Genomic DNA, 22751 nt, shown 5'->3' with positions numbered 1-22751 from the left:
CTCACTGAGCACCTGCTGCGATGGGACTACCCGGCTGAGGGACGGTGGGTCCGGCATCCACCGCTACATCTCGGTGAGGTTGCCCGGGGCGATCCGGGCCTCGGCCACCCGCACCGATCGTCGCGAACTGGAACGCTGGCCAACGCGCACGCCCCCTGCATTCGTCTCGGATGCAGGGCGTGTTCGTGCACGTGTATCAGCCGTCATGGAAGATGCACGCCGCGTTCCGGTAGCGTTCCGCTCCGTGGCGAACGAGACGAACGCGCCCGAGCTGGCGACCTGGACCATCCACGGCGAACGACTCATCGACGACACCCGACGGCTCAAGCTGAGTATCGCGTCCGTCGAGCTGCCGGATGGTGTCACGTTCGAGCAGTACGTCTTGCGCATGCCCAAAGCCGCGATGACCGTGGTCGTCAACGACGACCGGGTGCTGATGATCTGGCGGCACCGGTTCATCCTCGATCAATGGGTGTGGGAGCTCCCCGGCGGCTACGTCGACCCGAATGAAGACCCGGCGCTGACGGCGGCCCGGGAAGTCGAGGAAGAGACCGGGTGGCGCCCGCTGTCGATCCGGCCGTTCGGCACGTTCCAACCGATCACCGGTACCGCCGACTTCGAGAACCTGCTGTTCCTCGCCGAGGGTGCGGAGGACACCGGCAAACCGGCCGACATCAACGAGACGGCCCGTGTCGAGTGGGTGCCGCTCGCCGAGATCTCCGACCGCATCGAGCAAGGGCTGATCCCGGGCGCTGCGGCGCAGGTCGCCTTGTTCAAGCTGTTGGCGCAGCGTCGAAGCTGATCCCCATCGCGGCCAGTTCCCCGCCGAGCTCGGCCACGGCCGGTACGGCCTGGTGGCGGTGGAGGCGCTTGGCGAAGTCCTGCAGGTAGAGCCGGGTCCGCGCTGACTGCAACTTGCGGCCAAAGCGTAGGGCATCGCGGCCGACGGCACATGCCTCTTCGATCTCCCGCAGGTCGGCGAGGATTGAGGCGAGTAGGGCCGTGTTGAACAGCTTGCCGCGGTCGTATCCGGCGCTCATTTCGAGAGACTGGCGGGCGAAGCGTTCCGCGGCGCGGAGATCGCCGAGTTCGCGCATGCAGTGGGCCATCTTGGCGGAGAGGTAGGCGGCGTCGTAGTAGCTGAGCCACGGCGGGTGCTCTACCTGATCCGCCCTGCTGAACGCATCCTCGGCGTCCCGGAGCGCCGCCATGCTGCCGCGTTTGTCGCGCACCAAGGCCAGGCCGTGTGCTTCCATCACGGCGGTCTCGGATTCCAGGGCGGCCAACCCGGTGCCGGCCGCTGTGTCGCGGGCCGCGCGCGCCAGGCCCAACGACCCCGCTCCGTCCCGGGCGTGCGCGGCTTGATGGCTCATGCCCGCGAGCATTTCGGCTGACAGAGGGTGGTCGCCGACCCGTTGGCACAGCTGCAATGCCTGTTGCAGGTGGCGGCGGCCCGAGAGCATGTCGCCGACGTCGTAGGCCATCCACCCGGCCAGCTGGTTCAGTTCCGCGACGGCCGAGATGAACACTGCCTGGTCGCTGCTGGGGCGGTGGTCGTGCATGGCCGGAGCGACCTCATCGGCGAGGTAGGCGCCGAGCATGCTCCGGGCGTGGCCGCCGCCGAACCGGTTGTCGAGCCCGCGGAACATCACCGTGGTATCTCTGACCGAGTCCACCAAGAGCGGCGCGCGCACGCCGGTGTTCAGGGTTGGTGCTCGTCTGCGCTCACCGAACCACCCGAAGTCGACGCGGGAAGGCGTGGCCGGCGCAGAGGTTTCCAGTGCCGGGAGTTTGAACCACAACGCCAACTCGGGGATGTGGAGCGCCGACGCCCACGAAGCGAGCTTTTCGAGGTCGCTCGGTGGCTTCGTGCTGCGCTCCAATCGGCTGATCTGGGCCTGCGTCATGTTGAGCCACCGACCCAATTTGGCCTGGGTGATCACCGGACGGTGTTCGTACCGGTAGGCGTACATGACCTGGCCGAAGTTGCGCGACTTGAGCGCCGCGGCCATCGCCGGGTGCTGCCAGAACTCCTCGGTCTTCGGCCCCGGCTGTGATTCGCCAGCCGCAGCGTTACGTAGGCACGGACTGCATTGCACGCCGTCGTTGTCCACGCGAAGGCGAGCGCCACACGTGCTGCACGAACGGTTGTTCCTGGCGCTCATGGTCACCCCATCAGTGCAATCTCACGATCAGTATACGAATGACGACCATCCGTCACGTGCGGATATGCGCGGGAGGTATATCGCACACCGCTCCTTCGTTTCCTCGCAGGCCCGTCAGGGCGAAAGTCGTTGTGTCAACCGGAAGTTCGCAGCAACCGGGAGACGCGACCGATGGGAGCACTTGGGTTCGTCCCCGCGGTGTTGGCCGTGCTCAACGCGCTAGTCATCTTCACCTCCTGGTGGAGAACGCGCCAGGGGCTATGCGACGGCAAGCGGGGAACGGCGAGGACGACTGGCAGGAGGCGGCCCACCGTGCACTCTTCAGAAATTGACCACCTGTTGGCCGAGCTGCGCCGCCAAGGGTGGGCGGTATGGGTTTTCGGCCCGAGGACGGGTCCCGACATCGTCGCTGCGGTCCGCAGGTGGCAGACCTGCGCGGACGTAGTGATCCTCCGCGGTGAGGATGGCGAACACGATGCGACCGCCTACCGGACGCCGATCATGCCCGGTACCGATCCGTTCGCGCCCGAGCTGGTGTCCTGGCAGTACCACTCGTCGGCGGTGTGGACCCTTCGCGCCGCGCTCGCGCTTCCCGCCCCGGGGCTCGCACAAGCGCCGATCGCGGTGCTGCGGCCCGACGCGCTGTGCTTCCTGCCCGCAGATTTCGGTCGACCGGTGACGATCCGGCCGCCACAAGAAAGCCGCCTCGGTGCCGAGCCATCGAACGGCACCGGGGCATGCGGACCATCTGGTGCGTCGCCCCTCTGCGCGCCAGGAGGCCCGGTCTCGACATCCAAGAGGAGGTGAACCAGTGGAAGGCGAACCGGAGCCCGAAGAGGCCAACGAACAGCAGGACGGCGAAGCAGCGACCAAATGCCCCGACCACCTGTGGTGGCAGTGGTGATCCCGCCGTAGCCCTGTCTGTCCACCTCGACACGACCAATCACGGAGTTCTCAATGGAAGGAAGGCACATGACCGACGTCATTACCGACTGCGTGCACGCACGATCGTTGATCTCTGAAGACCTGTTCGCCCGGCTCAGCCGCCGGATCACCATCGACGAGAACGTCGAGCCCGAGTCCGCCGACCGGATCATGGACCAGGCGCTCGCGTTCCTCGGCGCCTGCGCCCGTTTCCCCGGCCACAACCTCGCCCCGTCCAAGCCGGTCGACATCGGATGGCACACGTTCATCCTCTACACCCGCGAGTACGCGGAGTTCTGCGAGCGGGTCGCGAATCGGTTCATCCACCACGTGCCGCAGGACGCGCCCGGCGCGCCTGAGCACTCGAAGGCTCCGGCCAGCGTTCGGGTTGGCACCGTAGGGTCGATCCGGTGCGCTGGGTACCTCGTCGATGAGGAATTGTGGATCGCCTCCTGCGGAGCAAGGTCACCCCATAGGCCCGTGGGACGCCACAACTTTGAAGAGGTCCGCGTAAGTCGGCACCTTCTCCGTGCCCAATGCTGTGGCGATGGCGTTGAACAGCTTTATCGCTTCCCCAGAGAGTCTTGGCTTTTGCCTCCTGCAGGCCACGGTGAAGGCATGCTCGCCGCGATGCGTGAAGCTCTTCTTCTGCCATGGCATGGGAATTCGACTTCAGTCGGTGAGCCCGGGGAGGTAACGATGCGGGATTGGGCGCAACCCGGTTGAGGTCTACCGCGTCCTAGGCGTCGATTTCCAATGCCTGGAACGGAGCCCAGCAACGTGACTTCCCTCTACCGGATCTCCATCGACGACAAGACCGACGCCACTGTGCGCGGTCGCTTCCACATGATCAACCCCGATGCGGGGATCCTCCCGGAAGAAGACGACGACCTCCTCCCGCTGGAGATCATGGTCGACGCGTGGCGCCGGATGAAGCACGGGAGCTTCTTCGTCGGCGACGGGCTCGGGGACGACCGGCTGCCCATGTCCTTCGAGCAGGCGGCCACGATCGCCGACGAGCACGAGCTGAGGGACGCCTTCGAGAAGGAGCTCGACGACGAGGCGGAACCGGACGAAGACTTGTTCGATCGGTTCGACGAGATCATCGAGTCCTTCGAAGTGAGCGAAACGAGGAACACGCCTGCCTTCTGGGAAGCCGACGGCTTCTGGGACGCCGCCACCGACGACGATTTCCCGGAAGACATCGACGCCTACCCGTACATCGAGTTCACCTTCACCGCTCGCGACGCCGGATACGTCGCGCACCTGGCGGGCGGCACGCACTGGGCGACGGCGCAATACTGCGACTAACGCTGTCCCCGAACAGCAACAGCCGCCGATGAGGGTGGCGCCGCGCTGGGAGAACCGCAGATCAGCACCGCGTATTCGAAGCAGATCGAATACGCGGTGCTGCTGCCGTCCGCCCCACGGTGTGGCGACCCGGTCGTCAGCCGCTGCGGCTGGTTGCTCGTGACGGCCCGAGGTTGCCTGGATCGGTGGAGAACCTTCAAGGCGTGCTTGCTGGGAGCCGCGTGCCACCCCGTGGCGAGCTGGGTGAGGTGATTTCGCGTGACGCACTTTCGTGCTGTTGAGCGGGCGGTCTGGCCAATCTTCCGAAATGGTGATCCACGGCCCGCAAACCCCGATCGAATGGAGGCATCGATGCGTCGAAAGCTCACTTGGCTCGCAACCCTCGCCGCGGTGGCGACCCTGGTCCTGCTCGGAGAAGCCGGGATCGCCAGTGCGGCCGGCGACCCCATCACCGGCCTCCTCGGCGGGATCAAGCTCCCGCTGCTGGGTGGCTAGTCTTTCCGCTGCCGCGAGTGCCGGGCATCCCGCCGGGGTGCCCGGCACTCGCATCATCTGGGGCAGGTGGGGGACGGCTCCGGCGTTCTGCCGCAGTGCATCACGACCTCGGGCGCCCGCCCGCTCTTGCCCTCCACTCGCATCACCGAGATCGCCTTCCGCACCGGGACCTGCCCGGTCGGCGAGCCGAAGTCGATGGGGCCGCTGATCGCGCGGATGCCTTCGGGGTTCTCGCTGAGCCGCGCGATCCCGTACCAGACGGCCAGGCCGTTCAACGGCGTCGTCCCGACAACGGTCTGTCCTTCGGTGACCTTCTGCACCGCCTGCCGGACCAGGTGGACGGCGTCGAAGGCCAGCATCGACCGGCCCACCAACCCGTCGTCGCCCGGTAGCACGCGCTTCCCGGTGAAGTCGATGTAGTCGAGCTGGATCCCCTCCCGCAGCTCCCGGTCGAGGAGGAACTTCGTCGCGTCGTCACCGGCCATCAGCTTCGGCATGTTGGCGTCGCCGACGCACCGGTCCTGCACGGCGCTCAGGTAGTTGCTGAAGTCGTCCGCCCGCGCCGTGTACAGGGCCAGCGATTCGGGTCCGCACTGCACGGCGTCCGACGGGATGCCGTTCTGGGTGTTCTGGAGTTCGGCCGAACCTCCCAGTTGCGCGTCGACGTCGAGCGCGAGGTTCCTGCTGTAGGTGTCGGCTTCGTCGTAGAAGACGGTGACGTTCTTGCTGCCCAGGTCCCGCACGTGCTGCGCGATGACCTCGGATTCCCAGTGGTTCGTCGGCCCACCTGGTGGTAGAGCCTGCTGAGGCCGGGGAAGCTGTCGGCGGAGGTCACCGTGCCCACCATGGCGAGCCCGCTGCTGCCCAGCACGGTGATCGCGTCGCCGGTCTCCCGCCAGCTGCCGCCCAGCCCGACGACCGCCACCACCGGTGCTTCCTGCCGGGGCTCGGTGAAGTCGACGATGTGCTCGGCGACGGCCTCGGCGTGCTTCATCTTCGCGCCGCCGTTGGCGAGCACGATCCGGATCGCCACGCGGTCGTTGATCCGCGCGCTCCGCTGGGCCTCGGCCAGCCCTTCCAACTCCGCCGCGACCCCGTCCAGCGTCGACGAGTCGGGATCCCGGCCGGTGAGGGTGCTGAAGTAGACGATCGAGAAGTACGCGACCTGCTTGCCGTCCGCCACCGACCGCTGGTGCAGGTCCGCGGACTCGGCGTTCTGCTGGTTGATCCGGTCCTGCGCGGCGATGAGCCGATCGCGCAGCAGCGGCTCCGAGATGTCGGCGGAGAAGCGGTGCTCCGAGTCGGCGATCCCGACGCATTCGCCGCCGGTCGACCACAGCGCGGTGTTGGTCCACGGCCACCAGCTCCGGCCGCAGTGGCCGTAGTACTGCTGCAGGTAGACGCCGCCGCCCCCGAGCACCAGCAGGACCACCAGCAGGATCGGGATGCGGCGCAGCAGCTTGGAGCGCTTCAGCGGCAGGGTCGTCTGGCCCAGCGAAACGCCCGGCTCGTCCTCCGTCGACGGCGGTTCGTCGGCCACCCGCAGCGTCACGTACCAGGCGGTGTTCGAGCGCTTGCGCCGCGCTTCCTGCAGCGTCTCCGGCCAGCTTTCGAGGGTGACCGGCGCGCTCGGCGTCTCGCTGTCCTGCAACGGTTCCGGGCCGCTGCCGATCACCAGCAGCGGATCCGGCAGGCCGGTCTCGTTGCGCACGTCGTTGATGAGCCGGACCAGCACCTTGCCGACGGTGTCCTCGCCGAGGTTGCGCAGCAGCAGGACCGGGTAGCAGTCCTTGGGCACCCACTGCCAGCGCCACAGCCGCCGCGCGTAGGAATCGGTGAGGTCCGCCAGGAACGCGTGCACCAGGAGTTTCCGCACCTGTTCGGCGTTCTCCCAGCGCGACGGCGTGGTGATCAGGCGCTGCGCGAAGCTCGGGAAGTCCGCGGATTCGCCCGGCGACAGGTAGCGCTGCCGCATGAACCAGCGGGCGGCGCGGCTCCGGCGCACCCACCACGCGTAGTAGAGCGGGAAGAACGTCAGCGACAGCACGAAGAGGTACCACGGCAGGCTCTGCGCGGCCGACTCCCACAGCGCGGCCTCCTGCTGCTGGGCCTGGCCGCGCCGGGGCCGGCGGCTGCGGAGGTATTCGCGCAGCAGCTGGCGGGTGTGCGAATGCGGGGCCTGGGCCAGGTTCGTCGGCGGCAGGTTCTTCTTCAGCAGCCAGCTCAGCAGCGCGTACCGGCGGAAGCGCAGCCGGCCGATCCGCGGCCAGGAGTCGGCGTCGCGCAGCCCCTGGGCCGCGTTGTCCAGCAGCTTCCGGATCTGCACCGACTTCTGCCGCGGCGTCTCGGCGGGCGTCCCGCCGACGTCGAGCACCACGTGCGGCACGATGGTGCCGAGGTGGTCGGAGAGCTGGTCGATGAGCCGGCCGGAGGAGTTCTCGCGCAGCAGGTGGATGATCGGCTGGTCCGGGAGCTTCTCCACGCGGCGTCGCCGGACCCATCGCCGCCCGAGGCGGGACGGCAGCCGGGAGACCGGGACTCCCTGGCTCACGGGCGCTTCCGTCATCCTCACCTCCGGTGACCGGTAGATCATTCAACGTGACGTTACCGGTGGCCGAGGAGAATCCGACGGATTTCAGGGTTTTCTCCGCCGGCTCACCGCGGCCGGCCGGGCACGCCGGGGCGGGTCTGCCAGGGGAGCGGGCCGCCGAGCGGGCGGTATTCGACGCCGTAGGCGTCCAGGCGGGGCAGGTGGTGGTCGACGAGGCGGCGCCGGAAGTCGGCGAAGTCCCGGTCGCTGCTCCAGGCGACCTCGGCGAACGCGGTCAGCCGCGGGAAGGTGGCGTAGTCGACGCGGCGCGGGGTGTCCAGGTGCTCGGTCCAGACCTGCGCCTGCACGCCGAGCGCGCGTTCGGTCAGCGGTTCGTATGCGTAGACGTCCTCGAGGGTGGTGTTGAAGCCGACCGGGATGGGCTCGTCGGGGTGGTCGGACTGCCGGTGGTCGAAGTAGAGGTGGTGTTCCGGGCACAGCACCACGTCGTGGCCGCGCTCGGCGGCGAGCAGCGCGGTCCGTTCGTCGCGCCAGGTCGCGATGATGGTCTGCGGCGGCAGCGGGTCGACCGACTCCAGGATCTCGTCCCAGGCCGATGCCCGACGGCCCTGGGCGTGGATGTGCTCGACGAGCGAGCGCAGGAAGGGGCCGTGCGCCGGCGTCGCGCCCGGGACCTCGTCGCCGCCGATGCAGATCACCGGCGACGGGAAGACCTCCATCAGGTGGTCCAGGACGGCGCGGTAGAAGTCCAGCGTGGCCGGGTCGGTGTTGAGGATTTCGTCGCTGACGCCCCAGGATTCCCAGACGCGGGGCCGCTGCGCGGTGCCCAGTTCCGGGTAGGCGGCGATCGCGGCCTGGCTGTGGCCGGGCACGTCGACCTCCGGGACGACGGTGATGTGGTGCCGGGCGGCGTGGGCGACGATCTCCCGCAGGTCGTCGCTGGTGTAGAAGCCGCCGTGCGGGCGTTCGTCGAACTCGGGCTGCTCGCCGCGGCCGACCATCGAGCGCCGCCGCCAGGCGCCGACGCGGGTCAGGTTCGGGAACCGCGGCACCTCGACGCGCCAGCCCTGGTCGTCGGTCAGGTGCAGGTGCAGGACGTTGAGCTTGTGCATGGCCAGCAGCTCGACGAACCGGAGGACTTCGCGCTTGGGCAGGAAGTGCCGGGCCACGTCCAGGTGGCAGCCTCGCCAGGCGAACCGCGGCCGGTCCTCGACCCGGCCGCACGGCAACAAGCACCGTCCATAGTGGATAAGCGCGCTCCGGTACGCGGCCGGGCCGAGCAGCTGCCGCAGGGTCTGTGCGGCGTGGTGCGCGCCGGCCGCGTCGTGCGCGACGACTTCCACGCCGTCCGGCCGGATTTCCGCGCGGTAGCCGCCGGGCGCGGATTCGGCCAGGTCGACGCGGAACTCGATCGTCGGCCGCGCCGCGTCCGGCAGCGGCAGCCCGGTGGCGGCGCCGACGTGCCGCCGGAACCAGTCGGCCGTGGTGGGTTCGCCGCCCACCGTGGTGTCCCGGTCCAGCTCGAACATCCCCGCGGCCGGTGCCACCAGCGCGGGCTTCGGTACCAGCGAGTCCCAGCTCATCCCTTCACCGCCCCGGCCAGCCCGGACACCAGGCGCCGCTGCACCACCACGAAGAAGATGAGCACCGGAATCGTCATCAGCGTTGAACCGGCCATGATCGCGCCCCAATCGTTTCCCTCAGGGGTGAAGAACACCAGGATCGCCATCGGCAGCGTCTGGTTCTCCGACGCCGAGATGATGAACGTCTTGGCGAACAGGAAGTCGTTCCATGCGTGGATGAACGAGAGCACGCTGGTGGCCACCAAACCCGGTGCCACCAGCGGGAAGAGCACCTGCCAGACGAACCGGGTGCGGCTCGCGCCGTCCAGCGTCGCGGCCTCCTCCAGCTCGTCCGGGACGGCCGCGACGAACCCGCGCAGCATCCAGATCGCCAGCGGCAGGCTGAACGCCAGGTGCACCAGCACCAGCGAACCGAGGTGGTTGAGCCCGAACGCCGGGGCGACCGAACCGACCTCGCGCATCAGGAAGAACAGCGGGATCGTCAGCGCCTCCACCGGAACCATCTGCGCCACCAGCAGCATCAGCAGCAGCACGGTGCGGCCGCGGAAGCGGAACCTGGTGAGCGCGACGGCGGCGAGGAACGACATCAGCAGCGAGACCAGCACGACCGCGCCGGCCACCAGCAGGCTGTTCACGAAGTACCCGCCGAGTCCGTCCACTGTGAACACGCGGCGGAAGCTGTCCAGGGTGGGGGTGAAGGTCCACGGCCGGGGATCGGTCGAGAGCAGCTCGCCCTCCGGCTTGAAGGCCGAGAGCACCATCCAGTACAGGGGGAACGCCACCACGACAGCGATCAGCACCGCGACCGAGTTGGCGGCGAGCAGCCGGGGTTTGCGCAATGCACTCATGCGTTGGCCTCGTCCTTCCGCTGGGCCCGCAGGTAGGCCAGCGTGATCAAGATGAGCAGCACGGTCATCACCACGCCGATGGCCGAGCCGAGCCCGTAGTTCGAGCCCGCGAAGGCCGACTGGTACGCGTAGACGTTGAGGACCATGTTCTGCCCGGCCACGCCGCCGCCGTTGGTCATCACGTAGATCTGGGTGAAGATCTTGAAGTCCCAGATGATCGACTGGATGGTGGCGATGACCAGCACCGGGCGCAGCATCGGCAGCAGCACGCTGCGCGCGGTGCGCCAGGCCGACGCCCCGTCCAGCGCCGCGGCCTCCACCATCTCGCTCGGGATCCCGGTGAGCCCGGCGTAGGTGGTGACGAGCACGAACGGGAACGAGCACCAGATCACCTCGGCGGCGACCAGGCCGAAGGCCACGAACTTGTCGTAGGTCCAGGAGAAGCCCGCCGCGCCGTCGATGCCGACGCCGGTGAGCACCTCGTTGACCAGGCCGAAGTCCTGGTCGAACAAGAACAGCCAGACCGTCGACCCGGCCATCGCAGGGGTGGCCCAGGCGCCGATGGCGGCGAGGAACAGCAGCAGCCGCGGCAGCGGGCTGATCCTGGTGGCCAGCACCGCTAGCGCGATGCCCACCGCCAGGCTGCCCACCACGCAGACCGCGGCGAAGACGCAGGTCTGCACCAGGATCGTCCAGAACTGGCCGTCCCCGAGCAGCGTCAGGTAGTTGTCCGCGCCGAGGAACACCACCGGCACGCCACCGGACGCCTGCGCCTGTCCGTACTCGTACAGGGAGATCTGCACCAGCTGGTAGAGCGGGTAGCCCATCATGCCGATGAGTAGCAGCGCCGCCGGTGCGAGGTAGAACAGCGCGGCCATCACACCTGACCTCGAACTCGTGTTGCGCAGCGGCGCGGGTAGCGGAGCCGCTCCGGGATGGCCGCAATTTCCATTGAAATTGGACCTTCGATTTCAATGGAAATTGCGGATCCACCGGTCCGCCGCGTCGAAACCCCCATCTCAGCGACCTTCGAAGACGGTGTCCATCTGCTTGGCCGCGTTGCCGGTCGCCTCGTCGACGCTGGTGCCGGTGATGATCTGCTGCACCATCGTCGGCAGGACGCCCTGCGCGTCGACCTTCGACCAGGTCGCCGAGGTGGGCACGAACCGGGTGCCCGCCTGCAGCGTCTGCACGAACGGCGCGACCTTCGGGTCACCGGCCGCGAGTTCCTGCTGCACGTCGGTGAAGGTCGGCAGGTTGCCCATCGCCGCGTACATCTTGCGCTGGTACTCCTTGCCCGCGAGCAGCTGCACGAACTCGCGCGCCAGCGTCGCGCGCTTGGACGACTTCATGACGCCGAGCATGTTGCCGCCGGCGAAGGCCGGGGCGACCGAACCGGCGGTGTTGCCGGGCAGCGGCACGACGGCGTACTTCCCGCCGGCGGCACCGGCGTCGACCGCGGCGCGGTTGAAGTCGCCGCCGATCGTCATCGCCGCCTTGCCGGAGGCGAACGCCTGCACGGCCTGGCTGCCGGTCAGGTCCGCGCACTGCTCGCGCGGGCACGCCCCGCCGGTGATCAGCGACGCGTAGGCGTCGACGCCCTGGCGGGCGGCGGGCTGATCCACAGTGGACACCCACTTCTCGCCGTCCCGGCGGGCCAGGTCGCCGCCGTTGGCCCAGATGAACGGCATCAGCGCGTAGTGGTACTTGCCGCCGATGGAGATGCCGTACATGTCGGGGCGGGCGGTGCGGATCCGCTGCGCGGTGTCGGCCAGTTCCGCCAGCGTGCGCGGCGGCTGCAGGCCCAGCTCGGCGAAGACGTCGGTGCGGTAGTACAACGCGCGGATGCCGGTGTACCAGGGCACGCCGTAGACCTTGCCGTCGACCTTCGCGGTCTCCAGCACGGACGGGTTCAGGTCGCGGGATTCGGGCCACTGGCCGAGGTTCCCGGTGAGGTCGGCCAGGCCGCCGGCGGCGACGTACCCGGCCACGTCGGTGTTGCCGTACTCGGCGACGTCCGGCGCGCTGGCCGGGTCGTTGAAGGCGCCGGTGAAGCGCTGTGACCGGGTGTCCACGGGGATGTACTGGACATCCACCTGCACGCCTTGGTGTTCGGCTTCGAAGCGGGCGACCGCCTCGTCCACAGTGGCCTGCTTCGGACCGCGGTTGGTTTCGTCGAACAGCCAGACCCGCAGGGTTCCGGTGCGTTCGTCCTCGGTGGGCGCGGACTGCTGGACCTGCGGCGGGCCGCAGGCCGCGAGCAGCGCGCCGACGGCGGCGACGGTGATGACTTTCCAGGCGCGCATGGGGATTCTCCGTTGCATCATGTGCAATTCCCGTTTTGCATTGAGCAATCGGATCGTAAGGACCGGTTTCCCCGAAGGCAAGGTCTGAACCAATCATGGCTCGTTCGGGACCGTGTCGTTGCGCCGCCGCGACTGTCTCGCGATCTAGTTTTTCCCGGTGAGAACGGGAAAAGCGTTGATTTCACAGATCATTTCGACCGCTGGTACCTGCGAAGATTGAGTTCCCGCTGCCGAATCCGCGAATCGTTCGACCTGATTGGGAAGCCGACTTGGGAGACGTACGCATGATCGCCGGGGTGCTCGCCGCCGTCCTCGCGCTGCCGCTGCTGGCGCCTGTCCAACCGCCCGCCGAGGCGAAAACCGGGAAAATCGCGGAATCCGGCGAAGCCTGGGCCGGACCGCTGCATACCGAAGGGCGCTACATCGTCGACGCGGGCGGGAACCGCTTCAAGCTGAAGGCCGGGAACTGGCACGGCGCCAGCGGGACCTGGAACGGCAGCGGCGACATCACCGACCCCGCCAACCACCACGCGGGGGAGAACAGCAGCGGCATCCCGCTCGGCCTGGACCGGGCCTCGATGCGCGAAATCGTCGACAGCTTCCGGGAACTCGGGCTCAACAGCATCCGGCTGCCGTTCTCCACCGACATGATCGACGACCCGGCGACCGTGCCGGACGCGGCGGTGGCCGCGAACCCCGAACTGCGCGGCAAGACCCGGCTCCAGGTGTACGACGCGGCCGTTGCCGCGCTCACCGACAGTGGTTTCGCGGTGATCCTGAACAACCACACCAACACGACCCGCTGGTGCTGCGGCGTAGATGGCAACGAGCGCTGGAACAGCAGCCAGAGCGACCAGAAGTGGGAAGAGGGCTGGCTCTTCATGGCCAGTCGCTACCGTGACAACCCGCGCGTGGTCGGCGCGGATCTCTACAACGAGGTGCGCCGCGACGTCTTCGACGATCCGAACTGGGGACTCGGTGACAACCACGACTGGTTCGCGGCCTCCCAACGCGCCGCGGACCGGATCCTCGACGAGGCCAACCCGAACCTGCTGATCATCATCGAAGGCATCAACTGGACCGGCATCCCACTGGACGGCCTCCCGCACGGCAGGCCGACGCTGGAACCGGTCCGCACCCTGTCGCACACGCTGGTGACCTCGGGAAAGCTGGTGTACTCGGCGCACTTCTACGGCTACACCGGCCCGAACCACACCGGCGCCACCGGCCTGGGGGAGACGCACGATCCGCGGTACCGGGACATGGACCGCGACCAGCTCTACGACGTGCTGCGCCGGCAGGCGTTCTTCGTCACCGAGGAGGGGCAGCACTTCACCGCGCCGCTGTGGATCAGCGAGTTCGGCGTGGGTGGTTGTGACGAGCAGGACCCGAAGGAGCGGGCCTGGTTCGGCAACTTCGTCGACTTCCTCATCGCCAACGACACCGACTTCGCATACTGGCCGCTGGTCGGCTGGCACGAGAACCGGCAGGGCAACGGCTGGGGCCTGGTGCACTGGGATGCCGCGGGCAACAGGATGTTCGTCGACGACGGCGACGACTGGCGCGCGGAAGCCTGGCACCGGCTGGTGAACGCCGAGGCGAGCCCGCCGAAACCGGCCGACACCTGGCGAATGCTGGACGTGGACCACGGCGACCTCGTGCAGTCGGCCCGCCTGCGGGCCGAACCGGATTGGGACCCGGGTGCGGGCAAGGCGGCCTGCCCGGACGGTCAGCGCCTGATCGGCCTGAGCCACACGGGTTCCCGAGGCCTGTGCACCGACAGCGGAGGCGGCGGCTGGGATGCGGGCTACGAGGTGGTCCGCGACGAGCGGCACGTGACCGACGACTGGGCGCCGGGCTTCACGAAGTTCCAGTGCCCGCCGGATTCCTTCGTCGCCGGCTACGCGACCAGGGGAGCGGACCTGTCGTCGACGGTGTGCGGAAAGGTCGCGAACCGGCTCGGCACGACCGGGAGCGCGGTCTGGTTCGACAGGTCGGACGCCCGCCCGCCGGAGGCCCGCGGCGGAGACTTCGCCACGGGCCACTACAAGGGACAGTGCGCGAACGGCGAGTACATCGCAGGAGTCGCCTTCAGCGCCCGAGCAGGCTCCCCGGCAAAGGAACCGGATGCGCTGCTGTGTCGCACCTGGAGTTCCGAGCGAGAGTGATCGTGGCGGTCACCACGCTGCACCTGCACGCCCGACCGGCGCGGTGATCAGCGATTTCCCTGCCGAGCCCGCAGGTAGTCCGTCACGAGCCCTTCGAGCTCCGGCCGCTGCCCCTCCCAGCCCGCCGCGAGCGAGCCGGGGGTGCGCACGAGCGAGCGCTGCTGCCGGCCCGTTCGCCTCGTGTGGATCACCGTGCCGGTGACCGAGCCTCCGTCGTCGGCCGGGCCGATGACGTCGAGGTGGTCGTCGAGGATCTTCTCGACATCACCGTTGAGCAGCACCTGTCCGGCGTGCAGCAGCATGAGGTGATCGCACACGTCGCGCAGTTCACCCAGCGAGTGCGAGGACAGCACCACCGTCATCCCGCGCTCGGCGACATCGGTCATCACCAGCCGGAGGAAGTCCTCCCGGGCGAGCGGATCGAGATCCGACATCGGCTCGTCGAGCAGCAGCAGCTTCGGCAGCCGGCCGAGGCTGAGCGCGAGCGCGAGCTGGGTGCGCATGCCCTGCGACAAAGAACTGACGCGGCTGCTCCGAGCCATCTCCGGGTGCGCGGCCAGGGCCTCCTCCACCCGCTCCGGCGACCACCGCTGGTTCACGGCGCCCACCGTCCGGATCATCTCCGCGATGGTGAAGTCCTTGTACAGCGGGCGGTGCTGCGGCAGGTACGACGCGTCCGGGTGCAGGCGGCCGCGCACCTCGTCACCGAACACCCGCACCTGCCCGGCCGACGGCCGGATCAGTCCGGCCGCCAGCCCGAGGAAGGTGCTCTTGCCCCCGCCGTTCGCGCCGACCAGCCCGATCACCTTTCCCTCGGGCAGTTCGACGGTGCAGTCCTGGAGCGCCGGTTTCCGGCCGTAGCTCTTGGACAACCCGGTGGTGCTCAACGCGCTCATGTTGCGTTCGGCCCCTCAGCGTGGAAGTGCTCGTCTCGGACGGCAGCATAGAGCGCGTCGACGGCCTCCACGGCGAGACCACCGCTCTTCGCGCGGCTCATCCAGTCCTCCAGATCGCGTCGCAACGGCGCTTCGACGGCGGTCAGCTCGCTCGCCAGCGAACGCGTCACGAAGGTTCCCACCCCTCGCCGGGCCTCGACCAGCGATTCGCGCTCGAGTTCGCGGTACGCCTTGAGCACCGTGTTCGGATTGACCGCCGTCGCCTCCACCACCTCACGCGCAGTGGGCAGCCGATCACCGGGCCCCAGCAGGCCCAGCCGCATGGCCTGTTTGACCTGCTGGATGATCTGGACGTACGTGGAGACCCCGGAACGACGGTCGATCCGGAACTCGATCATACGGCCCAGCATAATCCGCCCCGCTCATCCGAGCGCGGAACCCGGCGCCGCCGGATCAGTGCTGCCGTTGCAGCGTCCACGCGGTTCCCACCAGCAGCAAGATCGCGGCGAGGCCGAAAACGGCGAACTCGGCCAGCTGCAGACCCGGCGCCGCGGACGGGTAGATCACGTCGGCGAAGGTTCCGGTCAGACCCTTCTCCGCGTAGCAGGCACCAAAGTCCACACCAATCGGGCAGGAGGTCACGTCCGACGACTCAGGGCGCAGGAGCTGCCCGCCTTTACCGAGGAAGCCGGAGTCCAGCACCATGGCCCCGGGCTCACTGGGCGTCGCACTGATCGTCGGGTCGGACGTGGTGAGGCGCTGCACCGGCAAGAAGTTCGGGGCGACGTTGGTCACCACGACGCGCAGGACGACCAGCGTGCCGAGCGTGGTGGACAGGGCCATCAGCGAACGCCGCATGACCGCGCCCAGCAGTGCACCCAGGGCGAAGCTGAACAGCAGGTGCACGACCGGCATCGGCCCGGTGGTGTCGAAGCTCAGCCACTGGAACGGGCCGCTCCGCAACGGGCCCAGCATCCCGGCGGCCGCCACCCACCGGGCGACGAGCAACTGGAGCACCAACGCCACGACGGCGGACGGCAGCAGCAGCACCGCCACCTTGGTGAGCATCCAGCGGAGCCGGCTGACGGACTGGGTGAAGGCGAGCACGTGGGTGCCGTGCTCGATCTCCCGGGCGAACAACGGCGCGGCGAAGAACGCACCCAGCAGCACCGGGAGCGCGAAGACCATTCCCTGTCCGATCTTGATCAGATCGAACCATTCCTTCTGGAACTCCACCCGCATCTGCGCGCAGTCGGGGGTCTTCTCGCGGATCGACAGGCACGTCTGCAGGCCGTACTCCTCGATGTCACCGGTCATGCTGGCATGCAGCACCAGCACGGTCGCGCTACCGAGCAGCAGCAGGGCGGCCAGGGTGATCAGCTGTGCGCGATGTTGCCGCCAGGCGACCCAGATCATGCCGCCACCTCCGCGTTGTCGTCGTTGTTGCGCATGTAGGCCAGCGCGATGTCGTTCAACCGGGGCGCGTGCTCGCGCCACCCGGATGCTGTCACCGGCCCGCGCCGCTTGGTGATCAGGACCTGCTCCTGCCCGGAGTGCACGCTGTCGACGACGTCGCCCGGCGCAACGGGCAGCTGCCCGGCTCCCCGCAGAACGCGGTGCCGGGCAACGAGATCGGCGACCGGCCCGTCCAACCGCACCCGGCCGCGGCTCAGCAGCACCAGGTGATCGCAGACCGCTTCGAGTTCTTCCAGCACGTGCGAGGACAGCAGGATCCCGATGCCGTGCTGCTGGGATTCCTCCTGCAGCGTGCGCAGAGTCGCCTGCCGGGCCAGCGGGTCCAGCTCGGCCAGGGGCTCATCGAGCATCAGCAGCCTGGGGCGCTTCCCCAGCGCCAGCGCGAGCGCCACCCTGGTGCGCTGCCCGCCGGAGAGCTTGCCGACCTTGGCGTCGAACGGCACCTCCGCCGATCGGACGAGCTGCTCCGCGTACGCCTGGTCCCAGCGGGTGTTCATCCGCGCGGCGAAGCGCAGCGTCTCCGACACGGTCAGGCCGGCGTAGAGCGGCTTCTGCTGGGTCACGTAGGCCACTTCCTCAGGCGCACCGGTTCCGCTGGGCCGCCGCTCGAACACCTCGATGTCGCCCTCGGTCGGCTTGAGCAGACCGGCGGTCAGACCCATCAGAGTGCTCTTGCCCGCCCCGTTGTGGCCGACCAGCGCGACCACCCGGTTCGGGGGCAACGACAGCGAACAACCGCGCAGCGCCCACCCGCGGCGATATCTCTTGGCCAGCTGGTGCGTCCGCACCGCGGGCACCTCTCCTGCATTCATGATCGCCCTTCCCGGTCAAATAAAACCATTTCACCAGTTATCTAGTGAAACAGTACACCGGGTGGGAGCGCGTTGTTCGCCAAGCCGCCGAACCCCCGACCGGCCCCCGCGGAGCGGAAGCGGCAATCCCCTTCGCCACCAGCGGGATCGACGTTCGTGGAGGAAAACCCTCCGCCGCGCGCACCGGCGGACACGGCTGCCGGACGGCCCAGAATCGTCGCCGGGATCGAGGCCCGGCTCGGCGCCTAGCGCCCAGCCGGGCCGCCGCGGCAGAAACCGGTCAGCCGTGGAAGGTGATGGCCGCGACCGAGGGGCAGGCGAAGCTGTCCTGGGTGGGGGTGAGGACCCCGGTGCCGGGGTCGCGGGCCAGGCGGGTGATCGTGCCCGCTCGCTGGTTGGCCACGAACAGGGACGTCTGCTCCGGGTCCAGGGCGAAGTGCCGGGGCCAGCTGCCGCCCGTCGGCGTCGTGCCCTGGAAGGTGAGGCCCGCTTCGTCGATGGCGAACGTGGCGATGTTGTCGTCGCCCCGGTTGGAGGCGTAGGCGAACTTCGCGTCGCGGGAGATCGCGATCTCCGCCGGGAAGTTCTCGCCGGACGCGTCGGGCTCGCGGGTGCCGACGACCTGGCCCGGGGTGAACCGGCCGGCCTCCGGATCCCAGTCCAGCACCGTGATCTCGGACTTCAGCTCGGCCAGCAGGTACGCGCGGGTGTAGTTGAACGCCAGGTGCCTGGGTCCGCTGCCCGCCGGGAGCTCCAGGTGCTGGTGCTGGGTGAGCTTGCCGGTGGCGGTGTCGAAGGCGTAGACGAACACCGCGTCCGCGCCGAGGTCGACGGCGACGACCCACCTCTTGGTGGGGTCCACGAGCACCTGGTGGGCGTGCGGCTGGGAGCCGGGGTGCTTGACCAGGTCGGTGGACTCGCCGATGCTGCCGTCGGCGTTGCGGCGGTGCACGGCGACCGTGCCGTCGGTGTAGTTGGCGGTGAACAGGAATTCGCCGCTGGGATGCATCGCGATGTGCGTCGGCCCCGCGCCGCCGCTGGGCCGGCTGTTGAGCACCACCGGGTGGTGCGCGGAGAGGTCCACGGCGGTGATCGTGCCCTGCGGGATCTCGTTGGTGACGTACAGGAACTTGTGGTCCGGCGACCAGGCGAAGAACGACGCGTCGGGCACCCCGTCGACCACTCCGGACGGTTCGAGCACGCCGGCCTCGTTGCGGATCGCGACCTCCAGGCCGCGGCCCGGCGGGTTCGCCGAGGTGTAGCTGCCGATGAGCGTCATCAGGCCCGCCTGGTGGTGCGTCGCCGGCGTGGCGGGGTGCGGCGCGGCGGCCGGGGGTGCCGCGCAGGCGGTGCTGGTCGTGGCGATCCCGGCCGCACCGGCGAAGCCGACTGCGCCGACCGCGGTGAGGAACCGGCGACGCGGCATTGCGTTGTCCCGCACGATGTTCTCCCTGTTCGGTGGATGATCGCGCGTCAGTCTGCCGCATCGGGCCCGATTGGACTAGACCAAAACGGCCTAAGGTCGCCCGGGTCAGGAGAAGATCGCGTGCACCTGGTCGACGGCCTCGGGGCCGTAGCCGACGGTGCCGACCGGGACCGCGCCGTCGATCGCCTCGATGATCCGCCCGGCCCAAACCGGCCCGAACCCACCGCACAGTTCGATCAGCTGCGCACCCTCCTCCACCAGACGACGTGCGACCTCGATGCCCTCTTCGGGCTTGTCCACCCCGACGAGAACGGTGCGGCACTCGCCGGTGTCGACGACGTTGAAATCGCCGCCCGAAGTGCTGCCCGCTGCCGTGTAGATGAATCCCCAGTGCGTGAGCGCCATGCGAACCTCCCGCGGTCGTTATCGCCAACACGACCAGCCAAGCAGAAACCGGGCGCGATCGGAGGTGATCCGCACTGCACCGCGCTAGTGGTCAGGGGAGCGCAGCCGCGCGCTTCGCGGGTTTCGCGGCGGGAGCGACGTCGGCGCCCGGGTTGCCGCCGCAGGGGCCCGCGGTGCTCCAGTCCGGATCGACGTCCCGGCACGCGCCGGCCGCCTTCTGCGCCTGCACCATCTCGGCGACGTCGGCGAGCAGGCGCTTCGCGTCGTAGACGATGCCGTTGCGGATCGTCCACTGCACGCCGCCGATGCGCTTGATGTCGCCGGTTTCGGGGTCGAGCCGGGGAGTTCCGGTGCCGTACAGCGTTTTCAGGTCCTGCAGCGGGTTCTCGCCGACGATCGCCAGGTCCGCCAGCAGGCCCTCCCGGACGAGCCCGAACTCCGGCGCGGCACCGGTCGGCTCGGCGAGCGTCTGCGCGGTGCCGTACGTCATCGCCTCGATGGCCTCGATCGGCGACAGTCCGGCCTCCCGCAGCATTTCCAGCTCGGCGATGTTGGCGAAGCCGTACAGGTTGTAGATGAAGCCCGGGTCGGTGCCGCCCGCGATCCGGCCGCCGATCGCCTTGTAGTCGTGGACTAGCTGCATGTACTGCAGGTAGAAGCGCTTCCAGCGCACCTCGTCCTCTGTGCGCCAGTCGTAGTAGAACGAGCCGTGCGCCTCGGGACTCGGCTCCCAGAAGTTCCACAGCGACGGCAGCGCGAACCGCGGATGCCACTCCAGGCCGCGCGCCCGCAACAGGTCCCGCCCGGCCAGGTAGACGCCGAACGTCGGCCCGAACGTCACGCCGTTGTCCAGCTGCCGCGCCAGGTACGACCGCCACTGCGGCGAACCCGGCGGGAAGGTGTAGTCGATGACTTCGGCCACCGCGCGCCAGCGCGACGCCTCGTTCTCGTAGTCGTAGTCCGGCGGCTTCGGGTGTTCGCGGCCCTCTTTGAGCAGTGCCTCGAAGTGGCCGTAGAAGTGGGTCACCGTGCCCAAGCCGAGCCGACCGGTTTCCAGCGCGTTGAGCTGCGGGTAGATCGGCGGTGAGTGGTGCATGGTGGTGCCCAGCCCGTGCCGCTTCGCCCGGGCGATCGCGGCCTCGATCTCCGGCCGCCCGTACGGGCCCTCGCCGAAGAACTTGATGCCGTCCACGCCGTGCCGCGCGGCCCAGTCCACCCAGCGGCGCGCCTTCTCCGGCGAATCGACCGGGCCGTCCTCCCAGCCGCTGCCCGGAGTCTGGTAGTTGACGATGCGCGGCGCCACGATCTCGTTGCGCTCGCTGCGTTCCTGGTCCGCGACGGCATCGGCGTTCTTGGTCAGCGAAACGCCGCGAACCGTGGTGACGCCGTGGCCCAGCCACAGCTTGTACGCGTAGGTCCGCGGCGAACCGCCCGTACCGCTGTGGGCGTGCTCGTCCACGAACCCGGGCAGCAGCCACATGCCTGTCGCGTCGATCTCGTGCTCGGCGTCGTGCGGCGCCCGGTTCGGCGCGAGCTGTTGCGACGGCGCGCCGGCCGGGATGATCTGCTGGATCCGGTTGCCCGCGATGACGACGTCCACCGGGCCGCGCACCTCGCCGCGGGTCCCGACGATCACGTTGACGCCGCGGACCACGAGCTTGCGGAATGGACCGAGCCCTTCGCCCGGGCCGCGCGGCGGGGTCGGCGCATCCGCCGGGATCAGCGCGGCGGCGTCCGCCAGCGCCGGCGTCAACCCCACCAAACCCGCTGCGGCACCAGCGGATCGAAGCAACGACCGTCTGCTCAGGCCCATGCGGACACTCCTCGCGTCGGCGTCGGTGAACCCGTTCCTCAGTTGACAATCCGTTGAAGGTTACGGGCATTTCCGGCGCCGCAGCAAGGAAATCGGCGTCCTTCCGGCCGTTCGGCCCAGCGGTGGCTACGGAACCAGCGCGCTGAGCAGGGCCGCCATCGCGAAGCCCACCACCGACAGGATCGTCTCCAGCACCGTCCAGCTCTTCAGCATGTCCTTGACCGGGATGCCGAAGTAGCGGCTGATGATCCAGAAGCCGCCGTCGTTGACGTGCGAGGCGATGATCGAACCGGCGGCGATGGCCACCGCGATCAGCGCCAGCTGCGCCTGCGAGTAGTCGCCGGCGTGCAGCAGCGGGGCGATGATGCCGCCGGTGGTCACGATCGCCACCGTCGCGGAACCCTGCGCGATGCGCAGGCCGCTGCTGATCACGTACGCCGACACCAGCACCGGCAGCCCGGTGGACTGCAGCGACCCGGCCAGCGCCTCGCCGACGCCGGTTTCGGCCAGCACCTTGCCGAAGAACCCGCCCGCGCCGATCACCAGCAGGATCATCCCCAGCGGGCGCAGCGCGGCGCCGGTCAGCTCGGAGATCTCCTTGCCGGTCATCCCGCGCCGCGTGCCCAGCAGCCAGAACGACAGCAGCACCGCGATGGTCAGCGCCACGGTGGGGTTGCCGAAGAAGGTCAGCACGTTCAGCGCCGTGCTGCCCTTGGGCAGCGTGACGCTGCCGAAGGTGGCGCCGAGGATCAGCACCATCGGCAGGCCGATGATGAACCCGACGGTGCCCAGGCTCGGGTCGCGGCGGCCCTCGGCGGCGTTCTTCTCGGCGACCGCGTCGGCCGCGGCCAGCATGTCCTCCGGCACCGGCAGGTGGATGCGGTTGCCGATCCAGACCGGGTAGAGCAGACCACTGGCGATGAAGGCCGGGATGCCGCAGGCGAAGCCCATCAGGATCACCCAGCCCAGGTCCACCCCGAGCAGCCCGGCGGCCACCACCGGGCCGGGGTGCGGCGGCAGGAACGCGTGCGTCATGGACAGCCCGGCCACCAGCGGCAGGCAGTACAGCAGGATGGACCGCTTGCCCTGCCGGGCCACCACGTACACCAGCGGCGCCAGCACGAAGATGCCGATGTCGAAGAACACCGGGATGCCGAACACCAAGCCGGACAGGCCCATCGCCAGCGGCGCGCGGCGCTCGCCGAAGGCGGCGAGCAGCCTGCGGGTCAGCAGCTGCGCGCCGCCGGAGGCCTCCAGCATCGAGCCGAGGATCGTGCCGAGGCCGACGATCGCGGTGATGTGCCCGAGGATTCCGGCGAAACCGCCTTCCAGCAGCGATTCGCTGCTCTTCTGCGCGGTGCCGACGATTTCCTGGACCGACAGGCCGGCGGCCAGCGCGATCAGCAGCCCGGAGACGATCAGGGCGATGAACGGTTCGATGCGGAACTTGATGATCATCAGCAGCAGCACCGCGATGCCGACCGCGCACAACGTGAGCAGTCCGGAGGTCTCGTGCTGCAGCCAGTGGAGGAAGGTGTCCACTGCGGGGCTCCTAGGGAGGGGGAAGGGGAG

General features: G+C 69.0%; 21 protein-coding genes. 6 read left to right on the top strand and 15 right to left on the bottom strand.

From position 1 onward, the window contains the following. Positions 1-244: 244 nt before the first annotated feature. On the top strand, positions 245-802 hold the full coding sequence (locus E1288_RS26370) for an NUDIX hydrolase (protein ID WP_235883820.1): 558 nt from the start codon (positions 245-247) through the stop codon (positions 800-802). On the opposite strand, the gene E1288_RS26365 is transcribed toward E1288_RS26370, so the two are convergent. Next, positions 774-2012: a helix-turn-helix domain-containing protein gene (locus E1288_RS26365; RefSeq protein WP_132489576.1), complete on the bottom strand. Its 1239-nt coding sequence runs from the start codon at positions 2010-2012 to the stop codon at positions 774-776. The genes E1288_RS26370 and E1288_RS26365 overlap by 29 nt on opposite strands. 465 nt (positions 2013-2477) lie before the next feature. Between E1288_RS26365 and E1288_RS26360 the strand changes: the two genes are divergently transcribed. From E1288_RS26360 to E1288_RS47175, 4 genes are all read left to right on the top strand, one after another. Next, positions 2478-2972 carry a hypothetical protein gene (locus E1288_RS26360; protein ID WP_235883819.1) on the top strand — a complete coding sequence of 165 codons (495 nt, stop codon included), beginning with the start codon at positions 2478-2480 and terminating at the stop codon, positions 2970-2972. A 165-nt stretch (positions 2973-3137) separates the two neighbouring features. Next, positions 3138-3815: a glycine-rich domain-containing protein gene (locus tag E1288_RS48145; protein WP_207954560.1), complete on the top strand. Its 678-nt coding sequence runs from the start codon at positions 3138-3140 to the stop codon at positions 3813-3815. Positions 3816-3869: 54 nt separating this feature from the next. Next, positions 3870-4400 (top strand): hypothetical protein, encoded by a 531-nt coding sequence (locus E1288_RS26350; RefSeq protein ID WP_132489574.1) that lies wholly within the window; start codon positions 3870-3872, stop codon positions 4398-4400. Positions 4401-4751: 351 nt separating this feature from the next. Beyond that, positions 4752-4895, top strand: coding sequence for a hypothetical protein (locus E1288_RS47175; RefSeq protein WP_165968268.1), 144 nt, complete (start codon positions 4752-4754; stop codon positions 4893-4895). Between the two features lie 53 nt (positions 4896-4948). On the opposite strand, the gene E1288_RS48975 is transcribed toward E1288_RS47175, so the two are convergent. From E1288_RS48975 to E1288_RS26325, 6 genes are all read right to left on the bottom strand, one after another. Beyond that, positions 4949-5494, bottom strand: coding sequence for a hypothetical protein (locus E1288_RS48975; RefSeq protein ID WP_235883818.1), 546 nt, complete (start codon positions 5492-5494; stop codon positions 4949-4951). Next, on the bottom strand, positions 5428-7461 hold the full coding sequence (locus E1288_RS26345) for a hypothetical protein (protein WP_235883817.1): 2034 nt from the start codon (positions 7459-7461) through the stop codon (positions 5428-5430). The genes E1288_RS48975 and E1288_RS26345 overlap by 67 nt, the downstream gene beginning before the upstream one ends. 89 nt (positions 7462-7550) lie before the next feature. Beyond that, positions 7551-9029 (bottom strand): beta-N-acetylhexosaminidase, encoded by a 1479-nt coding sequence (locus E1288_RS26340; RefSeq protein WP_132489572.1) that lies wholly within the window; start codon positions 9027-9029, stop codon positions 7551-7553. Beyond that, positions 9026-9877, bottom strand: a complete 852-nt coding sequence (locus E1288_RS26335; RefSeq protein ID WP_132489570.1) for a carbohydrate ABC transporter permease — start codon at positions 9875-9877, stop codon at positions 9026-9028. Before E1288_RS26335 ends, E1288_RS26340 begins: the two co-directional genes overlap by 4 nt. Beyond that, positions 9874-10755 carry a carbohydrate ABC transporter permease gene (locus E1288_RS26330; protein ID WP_132489568.1) on the bottom strand — a complete coding sequence of 294 codons (882 nt, stop codon included), beginning with the start codon at positions 10753-10755 and terminating at the stop codon, positions 9874-9876. The genes E1288_RS26335 and E1288_RS26330 overlap by 4 nt, the downstream gene beginning before the upstream one ends. Positions 10756-10896: 141 nt before the next feature. Further along, positions 10897-12183 carry an extracellular solute-binding protein gene (locus tag E1288_RS26325; RefSeq protein WP_132489566.1) on the bottom strand — a complete coding sequence of 429 codons (1287 nt, stop codon included), beginning with the start codon at positions 12181-12183 and terminating at the stop codon, positions 10897-10899. Positions 12184-12452: 269 nt separating this feature from the next. On the opposite strand from E1288_RS26325, the gene E1288_RS26320 reads away from it, so the two are divergent. After that, positions 12453-14351: a glycoside hydrolase family 5 protein gene (locus tag E1288_RS26320; RefSeq protein ID WP_328592489.1), complete on the top strand. Its 1899-nt coding sequence runs from the start codon at positions 12453-12455 to the stop codon at positions 14349-14351. A gap of 47 nt (positions 14352-14398) precedes the next feature. Here the strand turns inward: E1288_RS26320 and E1288_RS26315 are convergent, their stop codons facing one another. The 8 genes from E1288_RS26315 to E1288_RS26280 all read right to left on the bottom strand — a co-directional run bounded on the left by E1288_RS26315 (position 14399) and on the right by E1288_RS26280 (position 22721). Then, on the bottom strand, positions 14399-15247 hold the full coding sequence (locus E1288_RS26315) for an ABC transporter ATP-binding protein (protein WP_132489564.1): 849 nt from the start codon (positions 15245-15247) through the stop codon (positions 14399-14401). After that, positions 15244-15645: a GntR family transcriptional regulator gene (locus E1288_RS26310; protein ID WP_132489562.1), complete on the bottom strand. Its 402-nt coding sequence runs from the start codon at positions 15643-15645 to the stop codon at positions 15244-15246. Before E1288_RS26310 ends, E1288_RS26315 begins: the two co-directional genes overlap by 4 nt. Before the next feature lie 55 nt (positions 15646-15700). Then, positions 15701-16663 carry an ABC transporter permease subunit gene (locus tag E1288_RS26305; protein ID WP_132489560.1) on the bottom strand — a complete coding sequence of 321 codons (963 nt, stop codon included), beginning with the start codon at positions 16661-16663 and terminating at the stop codon, positions 15701-15703. After that, a complete protein-coding gene (locus E1288_RS26300) occupies positions 16660-17535 on the bottom strand; it encodes an ABC transporter ATP-binding protein (RefSeq protein ID WP_132489558.1) in 876 nt (291 codons plus the stop codon). The genes E1288_RS26305 and E1288_RS26300 overlap by 4 nt, the downstream gene beginning before the upstream one ends. 280 nt (positions 17536-17815) lie before the next feature. Beyond that, on the bottom strand, positions 17816-18976 hold the full coding sequence (locus E1288_RS26295) for a lactonase family protein (RefSeq protein WP_235883816.1): 1161 nt from the start codon (positions 18974-18976) through the stop codon (positions 17816-17818). Positions 18977-19066: 90 nt separating this feature from the next. After that, the gene (locus E1288_RS26290) at positions 19067-19366 is read right to left on the bottom strand and encodes a DUF6506 family protein (RefSeq protein WP_093266828.1); all 300 of its coding nucleotides are present in this window, start codon (positions 19364-19366) and stop codon (positions 19067-19069) included. A 91-nt stretch (positions 19367-19457) separates the two neighbouring features. Next, positions 19458-21179 (bottom strand): amidohydrolase family protein, encoded by a 1722-nt coding sequence (locus E1288_RS26285; RefSeq protein WP_207954559.1) that lies wholly within the window; start codon positions 21177-21179, stop codon positions 19458-19460. A gap of 126 nt (positions 21180-21305) precedes the next feature. After that, complete coding sequence (locus E1288_RS26280; RefSeq protein ID WP_132489556.1) at positions 21306-22721, bottom strand: GntP family permease; 1416 nt, start codon at positions 22719-22721, stop codon at positions 21306-21308. Positions 22722-22751 lie beyond the last annotated feature (30 nt).

Source organism: Saccharopolyspora elongata (assembly GCF_004348985.1).
Taxonomy (GTDB): domain Bacteria; phylum Actinomycetota; class Actinomycetes; order Mycobacteriales; family Pseudonocardiaceae; genus Saccharopolyspora; species Saccharopolyspora elongata.
The sequence above is the reverse complement of the archived record's forward strand: the minus strand, read 5'-3'. Positions and strand labels throughout refer to the sequence as shown.